This window comes from Cupriavidus gilardii, from assembly GCF_013347325.1.
GTDB classification, from domain to species: domain Bacteria; phylum Pseudomonadota; class Gammaproteobacteria; order Burkholderiales; family Burkholderiaceae; genus Cupriavidus; species Cupriavidus gilardii.
On record NZ_CP054624.1, the window covers coordinates 1,263,711 to 1,280,899 of the forward strand.

The window sequence follows — 17,189 nt, forward strand, 5'->3', positions numbered from 1 at the left end:
CGACTCCGGTCCGGTTCACGGCCGCAGTGTCGGCGATCGGCTCTCCGATGCCAATCGGGTTGGCCCCGCGCATTGCGCCAGAGCGGGCGCAATCTCGGGCCTGAATGCGGCCCTGAAGGCGGATCCGATGTGTTTGAGCCCCGAAGTTGAGCCCCGAGGTTGAGCCCCGAGGTTGAGCCCCGAGGTTGAGCCCCGGCGTTGCGCATGGCACGATACCGTGATGCCTGCCGCCGCCCCCGATACCACGCTCCGAGACCTCGCACGCCTGCGCCGCGTTCGCGACCGCATCGACCGCGACTACGCGAAACCGCTCGATGTCGAGGCGCTTGCCCGGGGCGTCCACATGTCGGCCGGCCATCTCAGCCGCCAGTTCCGACAGGCGTACGGCGAGTCGGTCTACTCCTACCTGATGACCCGGCGTATCGAGCGCGCGATGGCGCTGCTGCGCCGCGGCGACCTGAGCGTGACCGAGGTCTGCTTCGAGGTCGGATGCTCGTCGCTGGGCACGTTCAGCACGCGGTTCAGCGAACTGGTCGGTGTCTCCCCCAGCGTTTACCGGCGCGACTGGGCCGGCGAAGCCGAGGGCATTCCGGCCTGCGTCGCCCGGCAGGTGACGCGACCGATCAGGAATCGAGAAGCGACGGAAAAAGAGCCCGTCTAGACTGGCCCCCATGGCTTCGAGCCCGCGCCGCGACGGCCCGGCCGGGGCCTGCCCTCAAACACCATGGAGCCCGATCTTGGACATCACCATCCACTCGACCTTCCTGCCTCACAGCGACCCCGAGGCCTCGCTGGCCTTCTATCGTGACGCGCTCGACTTCGAGGTCCGCAAGGATGTCGCCTTCGGCGGCCATCGCTGGATCACCGTCGGTCCGAAGGGCAAGCCCGACACCGCCATCGTGCTGTACCCGCCCAATGCCACGCCCGGCGTCACCGACGACGAGAAGCGCACCATCGCCGAGATGATGGCCAAGGGCACCTTTGCGATGCTGCTGCTCGGTGCCGCGGACCTCGATGCGGTGTTCCAGCGTTTGCAGCAGTGGGACGCGGAGATCGTCCAGGAGCCGACAGACCAGCCCTATGGGGTACGCGACTTCGGTGCAAGAGACCCGGCCGGCAACATGATCCGGATCCAGCAGTTGAAGTGAGGTCGAATGGGCCGCGCATCCTGATTGCTGGATGACTCGCCGCCCCCCCCGGGGCACCTCCTCCGGCGAACCCTTGCTTCGGCGCCTGACGTTTTTACCAACGGCGACGCGTCAAGATTGCATCGCCACGCCATATCGATCGCCCCACGGAATCGGTCCCCGGATGTAGCGCGACGCACGTTTGCGCCGATTCGGGTGCCGGTCCGGCGGCTTGTCGCCATTGTCCCTGCCTCTCGCCGCATTGGCGCAGCCCTTGCGTGGCCGCCCAGAGTGCTCCGCCTTGTCGGGGCCCTGATGGCGACACACGGAGGACCGACATGCTGGCACCCGAGCCCAAACCGATCACCCGCTCCCCGCAGAACGAGCCCCGCCCGGTGCCCTCGCGGCTGCCGGTACGTCTTCGCATCAATGGCGCCGATTACACGTTGCACGTCGAGCCCTGGGTCACGCTGCTGGACCTGCTGCGCGAGCAGTTGGACCTGACCGGCACCAAGAAGGGCTGTGATCATGGCCAGTGCGGCGCCTGCACGATTCTTGCGGACGGGCGCCGCATCAATGCCTGCCTGGCGCTGGCGGTCGCCTACGACCAGGCCGACATCACGACCGTCGAAGGACTCGCCCGGCTTGCCGGCGACGGGGGCGCGCTGCATCCGTTGCAGCAGGCCTTCATCGAATGCGATGCGTTTCAATGCGGCTATTGCACGCCGGGCCAGCTCTGCTCGGCCGCGGGATTGCTGAACGAAACCCCGCCGCGCAACGTGCCGGAGATCCGCGAGCGCATGAGCGGCAATCTGTGCCGCTGCGGCGCCTATCCGCAGATCGTCGAGGCGGTCTCCCGGGTGGTGCTGAACGGCCGCGCACGGGATGAAGGCGCACGCCAAACGGATAACGCAGGCGAAACCGCCGCGATTCCTGCCGGCGCAACGCCGTCATCGGCAACACCGGAGCAGACGCCATGAACCCGTTCCGCTATGAACGCGCCGACACCATGCCGGTGGCGCTGGCGCTGATCCATGAGGCGGCCGAGCGCGCGTCGGGCAATGCGTCCGCACGCTGCCTGGCGGGCGGCACCAATCTGGTCGATCTGATGAAGGTCGACGTGATGCGCCCTGTCACGCTGGTCGACCTGGGCCTGCTGCCGCTGGCCGAGATCGAGGCACAGCCCGACGGCAGCCTGCACCTGGGCGCGATGGCCCGCAATGCGGACACCGCGGAGCATCCGCTGGTGCGCGAGCGCTATCCGCTGCTGCGCGCCGCCATCCTGGCCGGAGCCTCGCCGCAGATCCGCAATATGGCGACCAACGGCGGCAACCTGCTGCAGCGCACGCGCTGCTACTACTTCTACGATGCCGGCGTGCCGTGCAACAAGCGCGCGCCGGGCACCGGTTGTCCGGCCGCGAGCGGGCTGGCCCGCCAGCACGCGATCCTCGGCGCCAGCGAGCACTGCATTGCGACCCACCCATCGGATATGTGCGTGGCGCTGGCGGCGTTGGATGCGACCGTCCATGTCGAATCGGTCAGCGGCACGCGCGAGATTCCGTTCAGCGAATTCCATCGCCTGCCCGGCGATCGGCCGGACATCGATACCACGCTGGCGCCCGACGAGATCATCACGCATCTGTCGCTGCCGCCGGCCGAAGCCTTCTCCGCTCACAGCTGCTATCTGAAGGTCCGCGAGCGCGCCTCGTACGCCTTTGCGCTGGTGTCGGTGGCGGCGGCTCTCGATCTGGAGGCCGACGGCCGCATCCGCGCCGCCCGGCTCGCACTGGGCGGCGTCGCCCACAAGCCCTGGCGCGACACCGAGGCCGAGGGCTTGCTGGTCGGCAGGCCGGCGGACGCCGAAGCGTTCGCCGAGGCGGCCCGCTTCGTGCTGCGCGATGCGCGAGCCTGGGGCGGTCCGGCGCTGCCGGAAAGCTGGGCGGATAGCCCGCCCGACGGCGGCCTCAACAACGGCCCCAACAGCGGCCCAAATAACGGCTTCAAGATTCCACTGGCCGAGCGCGCGATCGTGCGCGCGCTGGAAATGGCGGCCGCCGGCATACTGACCAACACCGGTCAGGACGCATACCGCGAGGAGACGCTGGCATGACCAAGACCGTGCTCGAACCGATCGACGAAAATCAGCAGCCGGTGGCGTTGCCCGGCTCCGGCCAATCGGGGATCGGCACGCCGACGCCCCGCATCGACGGCGTCGCCAAGGTCACCGGCCACGCTCGCTATGCGGCCGAGCATCCCGCGCCGGATCTGGCCTATGGCGTGGTGGTCAACAGCACCGTTGCGCGCGGCCGCATCGTGTCGATCGACGCAAGCCAGGCGCTGGCAGTGCCCGGGGTGATCGACGTGATCACGCACCAGAACCGTCCCAAGGTCCGTTCGCTGCGGCTGTTCTACAAGGACATGACGGCGCCGGCCGGCTCGCCGTTCCGGCCGTTGTACGACGACGAGATCCACTACAGCGGCCAGCCGGTCGCGCTGGTGGTGGCGGAGACCTTCGAGCTGGCGCGCTACGCCGCGATGCTGGTCCAGGTCCAGTACGAGGCCACACCGCACGAAACGAACCTGCTGGCCAACTTGCAGCACAACCACGAGCCGTCCTCGCTGAAGGCCGGCTATTCGCCGACGCCGAAGCCAAAGGGCGACGCCGATGCGGCCTTCGAGGCCGCGCCGGTCAAGATCGATGCCGAGTACTACGCCGGCGTCGAGCACCACAATCCGATGGAGATGCATGCCAGCACCGTGATACGCGACAGCCGCGGCCATCTGTTGATCCACGACAAGACCCAGGGCTCGCAGAACTGCCGGTGGATGGTGTCGCGCGTGTTCGGCCTGCCCAAGCGCAAGGTGGTGGTGCGCAACCAGTTCGTCGGCGGGGCTTTCGGCTCGGGGCTGCGGCCCCAGTACCCGCTGCTGATGGCGGTCATGGGCGCGCTGAAGCTGCAGCGCTCGGTGCGCGTGGTGCTGACCCGCCAGCAGATGTTCACCTTCGGCCATCGTCCGGAAACGTGGCAACGCGTACGGCTCGCCGCGGACACCGAGGGCCGGCTGAAAGCCGTGATCCACGAGGTCGCCGCGGAGACGTCGCGGCATGAGGACTACGTCGAAGTCGTCGCGAACTGGTCCGGACAGCTCTACGCCAGCGAAAACGTCCGCCTCGAATACCGGCTGGTGGATCTCGATCACTACACGCCGATGGACATGCGCGCACCGGGCGCCGCCCACGGCGTGCATGCGCTGGAAGTGGCGATGGACGAGCTGTCGTACGCGGCCGGCATCGACCCGCTGGCGCTGCGGCTGGCGAACTACGCCGAGCGCGACGGCAACAAGGGCCTGCCCTTCTCGACCAAGTCGTTGCGCCAATGCTATGACGAGGGTGCCCGGCGCTTCGGCTGGAACGAGCGCCCGCTGCAGCCGCGCTCGATGCGGGACGGCCACGAGTTGATCGGCTGGGGCATGGCCACGGGCACGTGGGACGCGATGCAGATGGCCGCACGCGCCAGCGCGACGCTTCATGCCGACGGCCTGCTGGAGGTCGCCAGCGCGGCCAGCGACATCGGCACCGGCACCTATACCGTGATGACGCAGATCGCGGCCTCCGCGATGGGCCTGCCGCTGGAACGGGTGGTGTTCCGCCTCGGCGATTCCGAATTGCCGTTCGCGCCGATCGAGGGCGGCTCCTCGCATGTGGCGACCGTCGGCTCCGCCGTCGATGGGGCCTGCGAACGCCTGCAACGCCAGCTGTGGCGCCTGGCCCGAGGGCTGCGCGACAGCCGCTTCCAGGGCTGCGGCTTCGAACAGGTGGCATTCCGTGACGGCATGATCTGCCTGCGCGCCGATCCCGCCGTCGCGATGCCGCTGACCGATGTGCTGTCGGCCCACGGCAAGGACAAGTTGGGCGTGCGCTATCTGCTGGTCCCCAATCTCGCGGAACAGAAGAAGACGGTGCGCGCGGTCCATTCCGCGGTGTTCTGCGAGGTACGCGTCGACGAGGCACTGGGGCTGGTGCGCGTGATGCGCGTGGTCAGCGCGGTGGCCGCCGGCCGCATCGTCAATCCGCTGACCGCCCGCAGCCAGGTGATCGGCGGCGTGGTCTGGGGCATCAGCCAGGCGCTGCACGAGGAAACCCATGCCGACCACGCGCTGGGCCGCTTCATGAACCACGACATCGCCGAGTACCACGTCGCGGCCAACGCCGACATTCGCGATATCGACGTGGTCTTCATCGAGGAGGACGACCGCATCGTCAGCCGCATCGGCGCCAAGGGCGTCGGCGAGATCGGCATCGTCGGCGTCGCGGCCGCGATCAGCAACGCGATCTTCCATGCGACCGGCAGGCGCCTCCGGACGACGCCGATGACGCCGGACAAGGTGATGGCGCGGTAGGTCGGCCCCCGGCACAGCCCGTTCGTTGCGCATATGCGCTCGCCGCATATGCGCATGCCAATTTGCAGCTTCGCTCCCGTCTCGCCCGTCCCTACAATGGGCCGGCATGTTCCCCGGCGCAGCCGCGCCGCCGCAGAACAACACGCAGAACAGAATCGAGAACCAACGGGAGAATTCGATGCGAGTCGCAAGCCGAGTCCGGATACTGGCCACCCTGTTGCTGGCCTTCGGCGCCATGCAGTCCGTCTGCGCGGCGGACCCTGACAAGAAGGAAATCCGCTTCGGCGCGACCGCCGGCCCCTATGCCGACCAGATCCGCTACGGCATCAAGCCGATTCTCGAAGGGCGCGGCTACAAGGTGACCATTGTCGAATTCAGTGACTACGTCCAGCCAAACCTGGCACTGGCGGACGGCGCGCTCGACGCCAATGCCTTCCAGCATTCGGTCTATCTGAAGACCTTCTCCGCCGACCGCAAGTTGCAGCTGTCCGAGGTGATCCACGTGCCAACGGCACCGATCGGCATCTACAGCCGCAAGCACAAGGCGTTGAGCGACGTGAAGCCGGGGGCGACGGTCTCGCTGCCGAACGATCCGACCAATCTCGCACGCGCGATCGCGATCCTGCAACAGATCGGCTGGGTCACGGTCAAGCCCGGCACGGACGCGGTGCGTGCATCAGAGCGGGACATCGCCGGCAATCCGCACAAGCTCAAGCTGGTGCAGCTGGAAGCGGCGCAACTGCCCCGCTCGCTCGATGACGTCGACTATGCCTTCGTCAACGGCAATTTCGCACTGGCCTCCGGGCTAAAATTGACGTCGGCGCTGGCGTTGGAAAAGATCCCCGACTACTACATGAATCTGGTGGCCGTCAAAACGAGCGATCTGAACAAGCCCTTCGTTGCCGATATCCGCGATGCCTACCGCTCTGCCTCGTTCAAGGCCGTGACGCAGCAGCGCTTTGCCGGCTTCGTGCTGCCGGCATACCAGAAGTAGCGCACCGTCGCGGCCGCGTCGGGCTCGCGGGACAGCGCGCCGTCAGCAGCGGCCGAACCGCGACGGCCGTCAGCACCAGCGAGATCATTGCCAGCGCGACCACCGTATTGGCTGACACCGGCTGCCGATAGACGAACGTCGCCACGACGAACTGCGTGGTCGGCAGGCTGAACTGCAGCGGGCCGCTGATCGACAGTGTGCAATCCGGGGCGGTTTCAGGGCTTGAGGGCCGGATGCTTGAGCGCGTGCGCCGTCTCGACCAGATGGAAGCGGAAGTTGCGCTCGTCGGGGTCGAGGCCCAGCTCGCCATGGCGGTAGGCGATGGCGAGCGCCTGGATCGATTCCGGGTGATCGCGCTCCGCGGCAGCTTCGTACCAGGCCACAGCCTTGTCGTCGTCGCGCGCGACCCCGCTGCCCTCGCGATAGGCATTGGCCAGCATGAACATCGCCTGCGCCACCCCGCCTTCGGCCGCCACCGTGAACCAGCGCGCCGCTTCGGCGGGGTTCGGCTGCGCGCCGTAACCGCCGCGATGGAGCAGGCCCAGGTAGTAGGCCGCGCCGACATGGCCCGCCTCTGCCGCGGCGCGCAGATGCCGCCAGGCCGCCTGATGGTCGGGCTTGCCGTTTACCGCCGCGCCGCCGTCGCCGCCAGCACCGCCAAGGAACGCGGCCTTGCCGAGCACGAAATTGGCACGCGCGTCGCCCGTCGCCGCCGCGCGCTGCAGCCACCGGCGTGCCTGTTCTCGCTCCGAGGCATTTGGCCGCGACAGCAGCGTTTCGCCCAGCGCGGTCTGCGCGGCCACCTCGCCGCGCTCGGCCGCGGCACGCAGCGAGGCCAACGCGTCGGGATCGGCGGCCGCCGTGGCCAGGGTCTGCCATTGCGTGAGCTGCATCCGCCGGGCATCGTCATGTTGCGCGGCATGATGGCGCCAGACCGCTGCGCCGGCGACGCAGGCGCCCGCCAGCAATACCGCGGCCGTGGCGATGACGGGCAACGGATTCAGGCGGCGCCACGCGAGCGGCTTGCCGCCGCCCCGCCACTCAGCTGTTGAGGTCGATCGCATATTTCGCCAGATTCTTGCCGGAGCCGTCGTCGGCGCTCTCCAGCGTGATATTGGTCAGACCGGCGGCCTGCGCCTGCGGCAGCTGCCCCGGCGCGGAACTGAACACCACCTTGCCCGCGGTCGCGACCTTGGTGAAACGCCAGCTGCGTGCCGAGCCGTTGGCGGCACGGGTGATGGTGCCGATCTTCTTGATGTAGGCAATCAGCACGTCGCGGTTCGCATCGGGCGAGGCGTAAACGGTCTTGCTGCCGTCCAGCCCCGGAAAGTTGCCGCCGCCGCTGGCGCGGTAGTTGTTGGTGGCGACGATGAACTGCTGGCTGGCGGTCACGGGTGCGCCGAGATAGCTGAGGTTCTTGATGCGGCTGCCGACCGGCTGGGTCACGTCGATCTCGTAGCTCAGGTCCGCGCTGGTGAACATGTCGAAGTTGTAGCCCGGGAAGCTGCTGATCAGCTGCTGCTCGGTGCTCGCCGTGGTGCTGATCTGGTTGAAGCGGCGCGCCGCGGTCTCGAGCCAGGCCTTCATCTCGTCGCCATTGACCTTCACCGCGTAGACCGTATTCGGATACAGGTAGAGATCGGCGGCGTTGTTGATGGCCAGGTTGCCGGCCTGCACGTCCGTGTAGTCGCTGCCGCCGCCGAAACCGCTCTTGAACGGCGCCGACACCGACAGCACCGGCAGCGACGCCAGGTCCGGCAGGTTGGCGGCGATGTAGTCCTTGACGTAGGCCGCCTGGGCCTGATTGACGATCTGGATCGCCCCTGGATCGCCGACGTCCGCGAAGTAGCTGTTCATCCGGTAGTCGGTGGTGCCGATCGGCGTCTTCACGTAGGCGATGGTGGCCTGGTGCTCTGCCTCGATGGCAGCGGCGACCTCCGGGTCGGCCTCGACATAGGTCTTGTCGGCCTTCTGGATCGAGCGCGCCTGCACCGTGGTCGCATTCTTGTCGACCGTCCAGCGCGTGCCGTCATGGGCGAGTTCGAGCTTGATCACGCCCAGGTGCTTGCCCCAGTAGTTCGCCATTACCGTCGGCACGCCGTTGACCAGCCCCCTGGCCTTGTCGACGCCGGGCAGGTTGAACTGCGCCACGGTGCTGTTGGCGTCGGGGAAGATCTGGTGCGAATGCCCGATCAGCATCGCATCGACGCCGGGCACCTTCGACAGATGCCAGCTCGCGTTCTCCATGTTCGGCGAATACGTCGACGCATCGAGGCCGCCATGCGAGATCACCACCACCAGGTCGGCGCCCTTCGCCCGCATTTCGGGGATGTACTGCTCGGCGGCTTCCCTGGCGCCGACCGTGTAGACCTTGCCGTCGAGCCAGCGCTTGTCCCAGGTCATGATCGCCGGCGGCGCGAAGCCGATGATGCCGACCTTGACGGGCACCGTCACGGCCTTGCCGTCGGGCGCGGTGGCGCTCAACTGCCGCGTGATGATCGTGTAGGGCTGGAACAGCGGCGCCTTCGACTTGACGCTGTAGACGTTGGCCAGCACCTGCGGAAAGGTCGGACCCGCGCAAGCGGTCTGCGCGGCCGGCTCGGGCAGCCCGTCGACGTTGAAGCGGTTGCCGGTGACCTGGTTCAGGAACGGCAGGCCGTAGTTGAACTCGTGATTGCCGATACCGCCGCCATCGAACCTGGCCGCGTTCATCACCTTGTACATCGCCAGCGTATCGCCGCACGACAGCGGGCTGACCTGCGCCTGGTAATCGGCCAGTGCGGTGCCCTGGATCGTGTCGCCGTTGTCCAGCAGCATCGTATTGGGGAATTCGGCGCGCGCCTGCTTGATCAGCGTCGATACGCGCTCGAAGCCCATGGTCTGGTCTTCGGCCAGCTTGAAATAGTCATAGCTGCGCACGTTGCTGTGCAGATCGGTGGTCTCCAGCAAGGCCAGCGTGGCCCGGGTGCCCGGCGCGACCGCGGCCGGCGGCGGCGTGCCCGGACCGGGATTGCCCGCGCCATCGTCATCGGAACCGCAGGCAGCCAGCACGGTAACGGTCGCCAGGGCCGCCAGCCTGGCCAATGTGGATCGGAGTGGGGACACGGGTCTGCTCCTTCGCTGGGTGAGAAGCCGAAGATTGTCGCGGCCAACTATGGCGGCGGCATGGCAGAAATGTGGCAGCCGGCGGACGGTGCGCGATCCGGCTCCCTGCCCTGCCTCGTCCGCGCGCCACACGCCTCGCGCCCCAGACCCATCGCGCCTTGACAGATTTCGTTTAACTCTGTTATTAATAATGATTACTATTTGCATCATTCTGTTTTCGTCACCTTTCCTTGCCATTCCGCCTTCCGCTCTGCCGTGTCCGCCTCCGCCCCGCCGGAGCGGCGGTCGAGCGGAATCTCCTGCTGCAACATGCCTACGCCGGTCTGCCTGCCACCCACGAGCATCGAGTCGCTGTATTGCGACCACCATCTATGGCTCAAGGGCTGGCTGCACCGGCGCCTGGGCAGCGCCGAGCAGGCCGGCGACCTGGCGCACGACACCTTCGTGCGGCTGCTGAACAGCGATCGGGTACCGAGCCGGCTCGACGAGCCCCGCGCCTACCTGACCACGGTCGCGCAGCGCCTGGTGTCCAACCACTGGCGCCGCGAAAAACTCGAACGCGCCTATCTCGAGGCCCTGGCGCAGGCGCCAAGCCGCGTCGAACTGTCGCCGGAGGAACGAGCGATCCTGCTCGAGACCTTGCTCGAGCTCGATTGCCTGCTCGACGGCTTGCCGACGATCGTCAAGGAGGCCTTCCTGCTGTCCCAGCTCGACGGGCAGACGCACGCCCAGGTCGCGCAGGCGCTGGGCATCTCGGTCCCGACGGTCAAGCGCTATGTCGTCAAGGCGCTGCAGCGATGCTTCTTCGCGGACCTGTCGTTCGTCGGATAACGACCGCATCAACCCGGATATCGCCGCCTTGGCTTCGACCTGGTACCAGACCACCGCCGACGCCGCCAACGTTCCGGCCGACGTGGCCGAGCGCGCGCTGGAATGGCTGCTCGAACTGCAGGGCGAGGACGTGGCGCCCGAGGTCGTCGAGGCATGGCAGCGCTGGCGCGCCGCGCATCCCGATCACGAGCGGGCCTGGCAGCGGATCGAGTCGGTCAAGGACCGGCTGCGGCCGCTATCCTCGCCGGTGACCGCCGATATCGCGCGGGCCGCGCTCGCCCCGCCGCGTTCGCCAAAGCGCCGGCGCGCGGTCAAGGTGCTGGCGGTCTCGCTGTTCGCTGGGGGCCTCGCCTGGAGCGCGCGCGACCATACGCCGTGGCGCCAATGGGCGGCGGACCATCGCACCGCGGTCGGCGAGCGCCGTTCGCTGGTGCTGGCGGACGGCACGCAGCTGTGGTTGAACACCGCCAGCGCGATCAACATCGAGTTCGACGCCGCGCAGCGGCGCGTCAGGCTGCTGGCCGGCGAAATCCTGATCGCCACCGCGAAGGACGATGCATCGCCATCCCGGCCCTTCCTCGTCGAAACGGCGCAGGGCACGGCGCAGGCGCTCGGCACGCGCTACGTCGTGCGCCAGCGCGGCGACGATACCGACGTCAGCGTGTTCGAGGGCAAGGTCGAAATCCGCCCCAATGGCAAAGGCAACGATGGCCGCTCGATCGTGCTGCCGGCCGGCTATCGCGCCAGCTATACGGCGGACAGCATCACGTCCCCTGGCCCGGCCGAAAGCGACGGCGCGACCTGGGCCGAAGGCTTCATCGTCGCCCGCAGCATGCGGCTGGACGATTTCCTTGTGGAACTGGGCCGCTACAGCCACGACGCGTTGTCCTGCGACCCGGCGCTGGCCGGCCTGCGCGTGTCCGGCTCGTTCCCGCTCGACGACATCGGCAAGGTATTGAGCGCGCTGGGCACGACGCTGGAGGTTCGCACCGAAGTGGTGACGAGGCTGTGGGGGCGACGAGAGATCCGGCTGACGCGGGGCCCGGCCGCAAGGGGGTAGTTCACGACGATCCGAAAAAAATTACCGCGAGCTGATCCGTTCTGGATTTTCGCGGGTCATGGGAGGTGAGCACTCCAACTTCTCCTCCTTCAGAAAGGTCAGATCATGGCTTCCCTCCGGGTCCACGTCACGGCGCCGACGCGCCAGCCCACTCACCGATTCCGGCGCAAGTTGCTGGCCCGCGCGGCGCGGCAGATCGCCTGCGGCGCCGCCATGGTCCTGCCGGCGCTGTCCGTGCCGGCCATCGCCCATGCGCAGCCTGCCTCCGCAAGCCGCAGCTATGACATCCCGGCCGGCACGCTCGAATACGCGCTCAGCCGCTTCGGCCGCGAGGCCGGCATCATGCTGTCGTTCAAGCCCGAACTGACCGCCGGCCGCAGCAGCGCCGGCCTGCAGGGCAACTACACGGTGCGCCGCGGCCTGGACACGCTGCTGGCCAACTCCGGGCTGGTGGCCGTCGAGCAGGCGAACGGCACCTACGTCGTCAATGCCGCGCCGCGGTCCGCGGATACCGGCGATGGCGTCGCGATGCTGCCCACAGCGACCGTGGTCGCATCGGCCAGCGACGGCGCGCTGCCGGCGCCCTATGCCGGCGGCCAGGTCGCGCGCGGCGGCAGCCTGGGCGTGCTGGGCACGGCCGACGTGATGGACGTGCCGTTCAGCACCACCAACTACACCGCCGAGATGCTGCAGGACACCCAGGCCCGCACGCTGGCCGACGTGGTCGTCGGCGAGGCTTCGGTACGCACGCTGACATCGAGCGGCGGCTTCGGCGAGGACTTCCAGATCCGCGGCTATACCGTGTCAAGCGGCGACGTCGGCTTGAACGGCCTGTACGGCATGGCCTCCGCGAGCCGGATGCCGGCGCTGATGATGGAGCGCGTCGAGGTGCTCAAGGGCCCGGGCACGCTGATGTACGGCATCGGCCCGAACGGCAGCATCGGCGGCGCGATCAATGTAGTCACCAAGCGTGCCGGCGACGAGCCCCTGACCCGCCTGACCGGCACCTTCCAGAGCAAGTCGCAGCTCGGCGTGCAGGCGGACATCGGCCGCCGCTTCGGCGACAACAAGGAATGGGGCGTGCGCTTCAATGGCGGCTACCAGAACGGCAAGACGACGCTGGACGATGGCCGCGCCGAACAGACGGTCGGCGCGATCGGGCTCGACTATCGCGGCCGCAAGCTGCGCTGGTCGCTCGATGCCTACAGCCAGCACGAGGGCATCGACAATTTCCGGCCGCAGATCGGCTTCCTGGCCGGCGTCACGTCGATTCCCGAGGCGCCGTCCGGTCACCGGAATTTCTACCCCGGCACCAAGCTGAACCTGCACGACACGGCCGTGATGAGCCGGGTCGAATACGACCTCGCGCCTAACCTGATGGTATGGGGCGCGGCCGGCTATCACGAGGGATCGACGTATCAGGACTTCCCGTCGGGACGAGTCGATGCCCTGGGCAATTTCACCGTCAACAACGCCTGGTACGACGCGTACAGCAAGACGCGCACGGCCGAGGTCGGCGCGCGCGCAAGCTTTGCAACCTGGAACGTCGGCCATACCGTGACGTTCAGCGCGACGCGGCTCGATCAGGAGGCCGGCAACTTCTATCGGGCGAATCCGCTCAGCGACGGCGTGCCGTCCAGCATCTACCACCCCGTGCCGATTCCGCCGGTGCGCGGCACCCGTGACGAACCGCAGCGCGCCTCCGAAACCGAACTGACCAGCTTCTCGCTGACCGATACGCTGTCCTTCGCCGACGATCGCGTGCTGATCACCGGCGGCCTGCGCCACCAGCGCGTGGCGCTGGAAAATTTCACGGCTGGCGTGCAGTCCGGCAAGTACGACGACAGCGCGGTCTCGCCGCTCGCCGGCATCGTGATCAAGCCGCTCTCCAATGTGTCGGTCTACGGCAACTACACCGCGGGTCTGACGCGCGGCGGCGTCGCACCGGCCGGCACCGAGAACGCGGGCGAGGTCTTCGCGCCGTACAAGTCCAGGCAGTACGAGGCAGGGGTCAAGGTCGACTGGAGCCGCCGCGTCACCACCACCGTCTCGGTGTTCCAGATCGAACGCCCCAGCGCCGTCACCGACCCCGCCACCAACATCTACAGCTTCGACGGCGAGCAGCGCAACCGCGGCCTGGAACTGTCGGCCTACGGCGAGGTGATGCGCGGCCTGCGGCTGATGGCCAGCGCGACGTTCTTTGATGCCAAGCTGACCCGTACCGCCGGCGGCGTCAACGACGGCAAGGACGCCAACAACGTGCCCAAGCGCACCTTCAACCTGGGCGTCGACTGGGATACGCCGTGGGTGCAGGGCCTGAGCCTGTCCGGCCGCGTGCTCCATACCTCGTCGATGTACTTCAACGCGGCCAATACGCTGAGCCTGCCCAGCTATACCCGCTACGATATCGGCGCCCGCTACCGGACCCGGATCGGCAGCACGCCGGTCGTGCTGCGCGCCAATGTGCTGAACCTGTTCAACGACAACTACTGGCTGGCCAGCGGGACCTATGTCACCGCGGCCGCACCGCGCACGCTGATGCTGTCGGCGCAATTCGACTTCTAACGGCTATCCAAGAGCTATTCCATGAAACCTTCCACCACGCTCGCCGTCGCGCTGATGGCCTTCGCCACCGCGGCGCATTCTCACCAGATCTGGATCGAGCAGGCGCCGGGCCAGAACGCCAGCGTGCGCTTCGGCGAATTCGCCGAGAACCTGCGCGAGGTCTCGCCCGGCACGCTCGACAAGCTTGGCGTGCCGAGCGCCGCGCTGCTGTCCTCCAGGGAAGAGCGGGCCGCCGACGGCGTCAAGACCGGCGACGGCTATGCCCTGCCCTTCCGGGCCAAGGCCGGCGACGCGATCGTCGCCCAGGCGCCCCACTACCCGCTGTACCCGTTCAAGCGCGGCGATCAGCAGCTGACCGGCTGGTATTTCCCCGCCGCGCGGCTGGTGACCGAGCTGGCGCCGCAGGCGCCGAAGCTGGTGCTGGACGTGGTGCCGGCCGGCAAGGCCGGCGAGCTGCAGGTCTTCTTCCGCGGCAAGCCGCTGCCCAAGGCCAAGGTCGCGCTGGTCACGCAGTCCGGCTGGACCAAGGAGAAGCAGACCGACGAGCAGGGCAAGGTCGCCTTCGACATGCCGTGGCAAGGCGTCTACGTCGCCGAGGTCAGCCACCAGGACGAAACCCCGGGCGAGCGCCAGGGCCAGAGCGGGCCCGAGCGATACCATCGCGTCGACTATGTCAGCACGCTGACCTACGTCAAACCCGACGGCCTGCCCGCCGTGCCGGCCATTCCCGCACCGACCAAGAAGGCCAGCCACTAAATGCCAGCCGCCGTGCCCCGAGCCCTGAAGATCGGCTCGCTCGTTTCGCGCATCGTCGCCGCCGTGCTGGGCGGCTATGCGCTGGCGGCGCTGGCCAGCGTCGCCGCGCTGGCGCTGCCGATCAGCAAGCCGCAGGCCGTGCTGACCGGCATGCTCGCCAGTTTCGCCATCTATGCGGGCGCCGTGATCTGGGTCTTCGCGGTACGCAGCGCACGGCGTGCGTGGGCCGGGCTGCTGGTTGCGGCCGCCCCGTTGCTGCTGGCCGCCTGGTATGCCGGCGCCGTAGGGAGTGCATCGTGAAGTCCAACGCGAAGACCTGCAACACCAACGACAGCGACAACGACAGCGCCATCGCCGCCAAGGGCCGCGGCATCCGCCAGACCATGTCCGACCTGCATACCTGGGCCGGACTGCTGGTCGGTTGGATTCTGTACGCGATGTTCCTGACCGGCACCGTCAGCTATTTCAAGGACGAGATCTCGCAGTGGATGCGGCCGGAACTGGCCCATCAGCGCGAGGTGCCCGATCCCGCGGTGGTGGCCCAGCGCGTGGCCACTACGCTGGGGACCGTGGCCGCCGGCAGCCCGCTGTGGGGCATGGAAATGCCGACGGACCGGCACAACGTCGTCAGCGCGTTCTGGCGCACGCCGGGCGCGCCGGCCGGCAAGCGCGCCTTCGACAGCGGCACCTTCGATCCCGCCACGGGCGAGAAGGTCGCGGCGCGCGATACCAACGGCGGCGAGTTCTTCTATCGCTTCCACTTCCAGTTCCACTACATGCCGGTGCTGTGGGGACGCTGGCTCGCCGGCTTCTGCGCGATGTTCATGCTGGTGGCCATCGTCAGCGGCGTGATCACCCACAAGAAGATCTTCGTCGACTTCTTCACCTTCCGCTGGGGCAAGGGCCAGCGCTCCTGGCTCGATGCGCATAACGCACTGTCGGTGTTCGGCCTGCCCTTCCACCTGATGATCACCTATACCGGCCTCGTGACGCTGATGGCGATGTATATGCCATGGGGCCAGCAGGCGGCATTCAAGACGCCAGGCGAGCGGCAGCAGCTGACCGCGCAAATGAATGCCTCCCCGCCGCCCGTCAAGCCCAGCGGCGTGCCGGCCCAGCTCGCCCCGATCGACGACATGGTGCGCCAGGCGCAGGCGCGCTGGGGCCAACACAACATCAGCCGCGTGACGATCGCCCATGCCGGCGATGCGTCGGCCCGCGTCACCGTGTTGCGCGGCGAGGCCGCGCGCGTGTCGATGAGCCCGCAGTACCTGGTGTTCAACGGCACCACCGGCAAGCTGCTCGAGGCGCGCGACCGCGTCGGCCCGGCGGCCGAGGTGCGCGGCGTCATGTATGCGCTGCATCTGGGGCGATTCAGCGATCTGCAATTGCGCTGGCTGTACTTCATTGTCAGCCTGGCCGGCACGGCGATGGTCGGCACCGGTCTGGTGATGTGGACCGTCAAGCGTCGCCAGAAGCTGCCGAATCCCGAGCGGCCGTATTTCGGCTTCTGGCTGGTCGAGCGGCTCAATATCGCGGCGATCGCCGGCCTGTCGATCGCGATGACGGCGATGCTGTGGGGCAATCGCCTGCTGCCCGCGGAACTGGCCGCCCGCGCCGCATGGGAGATCCACCTGTTCTTCATCGCGTGGGCGGCGACGCTGCTGTACGCGCTGCTGCGTCCGGCAAGGAAGGCCTGGATCGAACTGCTGTGGCTGGGCGCCCTGCTGCTCGCGCTGCTGCCCGTGCTCAACGCGCTGACCACTGACCGGGGGCTGTGGCGCAGCCTGGCCGACGGCGACTGGGTATTTGCCGGCTTCGATCTGATGATCTGGGCCTTCGCCGCGCTGCACGCGATGCTGGCGGTGCGCACCGCGCGCCATCGGCCGAAGAGCAGGCCCGCCCCAAGGACGCGCGCGAGGTCCGTCACCACCACGGCCACCGCCACGCTGTCGGAGGACGGAGCATGATGGACCTGCTTGCCTTCTTGTCATGCATCGTTGCCTTCGGCGCGCTGGCGCTGGCGATGGAGCGCCATCAGCAAGCGATCTTTGCCGCTTTGCTGCCACCCTCGCGCACTCGGCTGCTGCGCGCGGCCGGCTGGCTGGGACTGCTGCTCGCGTTGTGGTTGCTGGTTGCGCACCGCGGCTGGGCGCTCGGCCTGGTCCACTACAGCGGGCAGACCAGCGTTGCCGCGGGACTCGTCCATGGCGTGTTGATCTGGCGGGAGCGGCGGCAAGCGGCTCGCCGGTAACGAGGTCTCGATCGCTGCGGCGTAAAAACCGCCGCGCCCTCGCACTGTTTCAGCGTTGATACGAATAAAACCGCGCGAGAACCAGACCTGCACAGA

15 protein-coding genes are annotated in these 17,189 nt (G+C 67.9%); 13 read left to right on the plus strand and 2 right to left on the minus strand.

What is annotated here, in order from left to right; genetic code table 11:
- Window positions 1-220: 220 nt before the first annotated feature.
- The 6 genes from FOB47_RS05880 (at window position 221) to FOB47_RS05905 (ending at window position 6,522) form a co-directional block, all read left to right on the plus strand.
- Window positions 221-661 carry a helix-turn-helix transcriptional regulator gene (locus FOB47_RS05880; RefSeq protein ID WP_053823882.1) on the plus strand — a complete coding sequence of 147 codons (441 nt, stop codon included), beginning with the start codon at window positions 221-223 and terminating at the stop codon, window positions 659-661.
- Between the two features lie 76 nt (window positions 662-737).
- Window positions 738-1,148 (plus strand): VOC family protein, encoded by a 411-nt coding sequence (locus tag FOB47_RS05885; protein ID WP_174780269.1) that lies wholly within the window; start codon window positions 738-740, stop codon window positions 1,146-1,148.
- A gap of 425 nt (window positions 1,149-1,573) precedes the next feature.
- On the plus strand, window positions 1,574-2,107 hold the full coding sequence (locus FOB47_RS05890; RefSeq protein ID WP_390884869.1) for a (2Fe-2S)-binding protein: 534 nt from the start codon (window positions 1,574-1,576) through the stop codon (window positions 2,105-2,107).
- Window positions 2,104-3,237, plus strand: a complete 1,134-nt coding sequence (locus tag FOB47_RS05895) for an FAD binding domain-containing protein (protein ID WP_174780270.1) — start codon at window positions 2,104-2,106, stop codon at window positions 3,235-3,237. The genes FOB47_RS05890 and FOB47_RS05895 overlap by 4 nt, the downstream gene beginning before the upstream one ends.
- The gene (locus tag FOB47_RS05900; RefSeq protein WP_174780271.1) at window positions 3,234-5,528 is read left to right on the plus strand and encodes a xanthine dehydrogenase family protein molybdopterin-binding subunit; all 2,295 of its coding nucleotides are present in this window, start codon (window positions 3,234-3,236) and stop codon (window positions 5,526-5,528) included. The genes FOB47_RS05895 and FOB47_RS05900 overlap by 4 nt, the downstream gene beginning before the upstream one ends.
- A 235-nt stretch (window positions 5,529-5,763) precedes the next feature.
- Entirely contained in the window at window positions 5,764-6,522 is a 759-nt protein-coding gene (locus tag FOB47_RS05905) for a MetQ/NlpA family ABC transporter substrate-binding protein (protein WP_390884868.1), read from the plus strand.
- 215 nt (window positions 6,523-6,737) lie between these two features.
- Here the strand turns inward: FOB47_RS05905 and FOB47_RS05910 are convergent, their stop codons facing one another.
- Complete coding sequence (locus FOB47_RS05910; RefSeq protein WP_244959164.1) at window positions 6,738-7,517, minus strand: tetratricopeptide repeat protein; 780 nt, start codon at window positions 7,515-7,517, stop codon at window positions 6,738-6,740.
- 46 nt (window positions 7,518-7,563) lie between these two features.
- Window positions 7,564-9,627, minus strand: coding sequence for a bifunctional 2',3'-cyclic-nucleotide 2'-phosphodiesterase/3'-nucleotidase (locus tag FOB47_RS05915; protein ID WP_244959165.1), 2,064 nt, complete (start codon window positions 9,625-9,627; stop codon window positions 7,564-7,566).
- Between the two features lie 309 nt (window positions 9,628-9,936).
- Here FOB47_RS05915 and FOB47_RS05920 point away from each other — a divergent pair, with 309 nt between their 5' ends.
- The 7 genes from FOB47_RS05920 (at window position 9,937) to FOB47_RS05950 (ending at window position 17,093) form a co-directional block, all read left to right on the plus strand.
- On the plus strand, window positions 9,937-10,458 hold the full coding sequence (locus FOB47_RS05920; RefSeq protein WP_053823876.1) for a sigma-70 family RNA polymerase sigma factor: 522 nt from the start codon (window positions 9,937-9,939) through the stop codon (window positions 10,456-10,458).
- 28 nt (window positions 10,459-10,486) lie between these two features.
- On the plus strand, window positions 10,487-11,518 hold the full coding sequence (locus FOB47_RS05925) for a FecR domain-containing protein (RefSeq protein WP_174780273.1): 1,032 nt from the start codon (window positions 10,487-10,489) through the stop codon (window positions 11,516-11,518).
- 105 nt (window positions 11,519-11,623) lie between these two features.
- Window positions 11,624-14,083 carry a TonB-dependent receptor gene (locus tag FOB47_RS05930; protein ID WP_244959166.1) on the plus strand — a complete coding sequence of 820 codons (2,460 nt, stop codon included), beginning with the start codon at window positions 11,624-11,626 and terminating at the stop codon, window positions 14,081-14,083.
- Window positions 14,084-14,104: 21 nt separating this feature from the next.
- Entirely contained in the window at window positions 14,105-14,839 is a 735-nt protein-coding gene (locus FOB47_RS05935) for a DUF4198 domain-containing protein (RefSeq protein ID WP_174780274.1), read from the plus strand.
- Complete coding sequence (locus tag FOB47_RS05940) at window positions 14,840-15,139, plus strand: DUF3649 domain-containing protein (protein WP_053823873.1); 300 nt, start codon at window positions 14,840-14,842, stop codon at window positions 15,137-15,139.
- Window positions 15,133-16,809 carry a PepSY-associated TM helix domain-containing protein gene (locus FOB47_RS05945; RefSeq protein WP_390884867.1) on the plus strand — a complete coding sequence of 559 codons (1,677 nt, stop codon included), beginning with the start codon at window positions 15,133-15,135 and terminating at the stop codon, window positions 16,807-16,809. Before FOB47_RS05940 ends, FOB47_RS05945 begins: the two co-directional genes overlap by 7 nt.
- The gene (locus FOB47_RS05950; RefSeq protein WP_174780275.1) at window positions 16,806-17,093 is read left to right on the plus strand and encodes a DUF3325 domain-containing protein; all 288 of its coding nucleotides are present in this window, start codon (window positions 16,806-16,808) and stop codon (window positions 17,091-17,093) included. Before FOB47_RS05945 ends, FOB47_RS05950 begins: the two co-directional genes overlap by 4 nt.
- The last annotated feature ends 96 nt before the right edge of the window (window positions 17,094-17,189 follow it).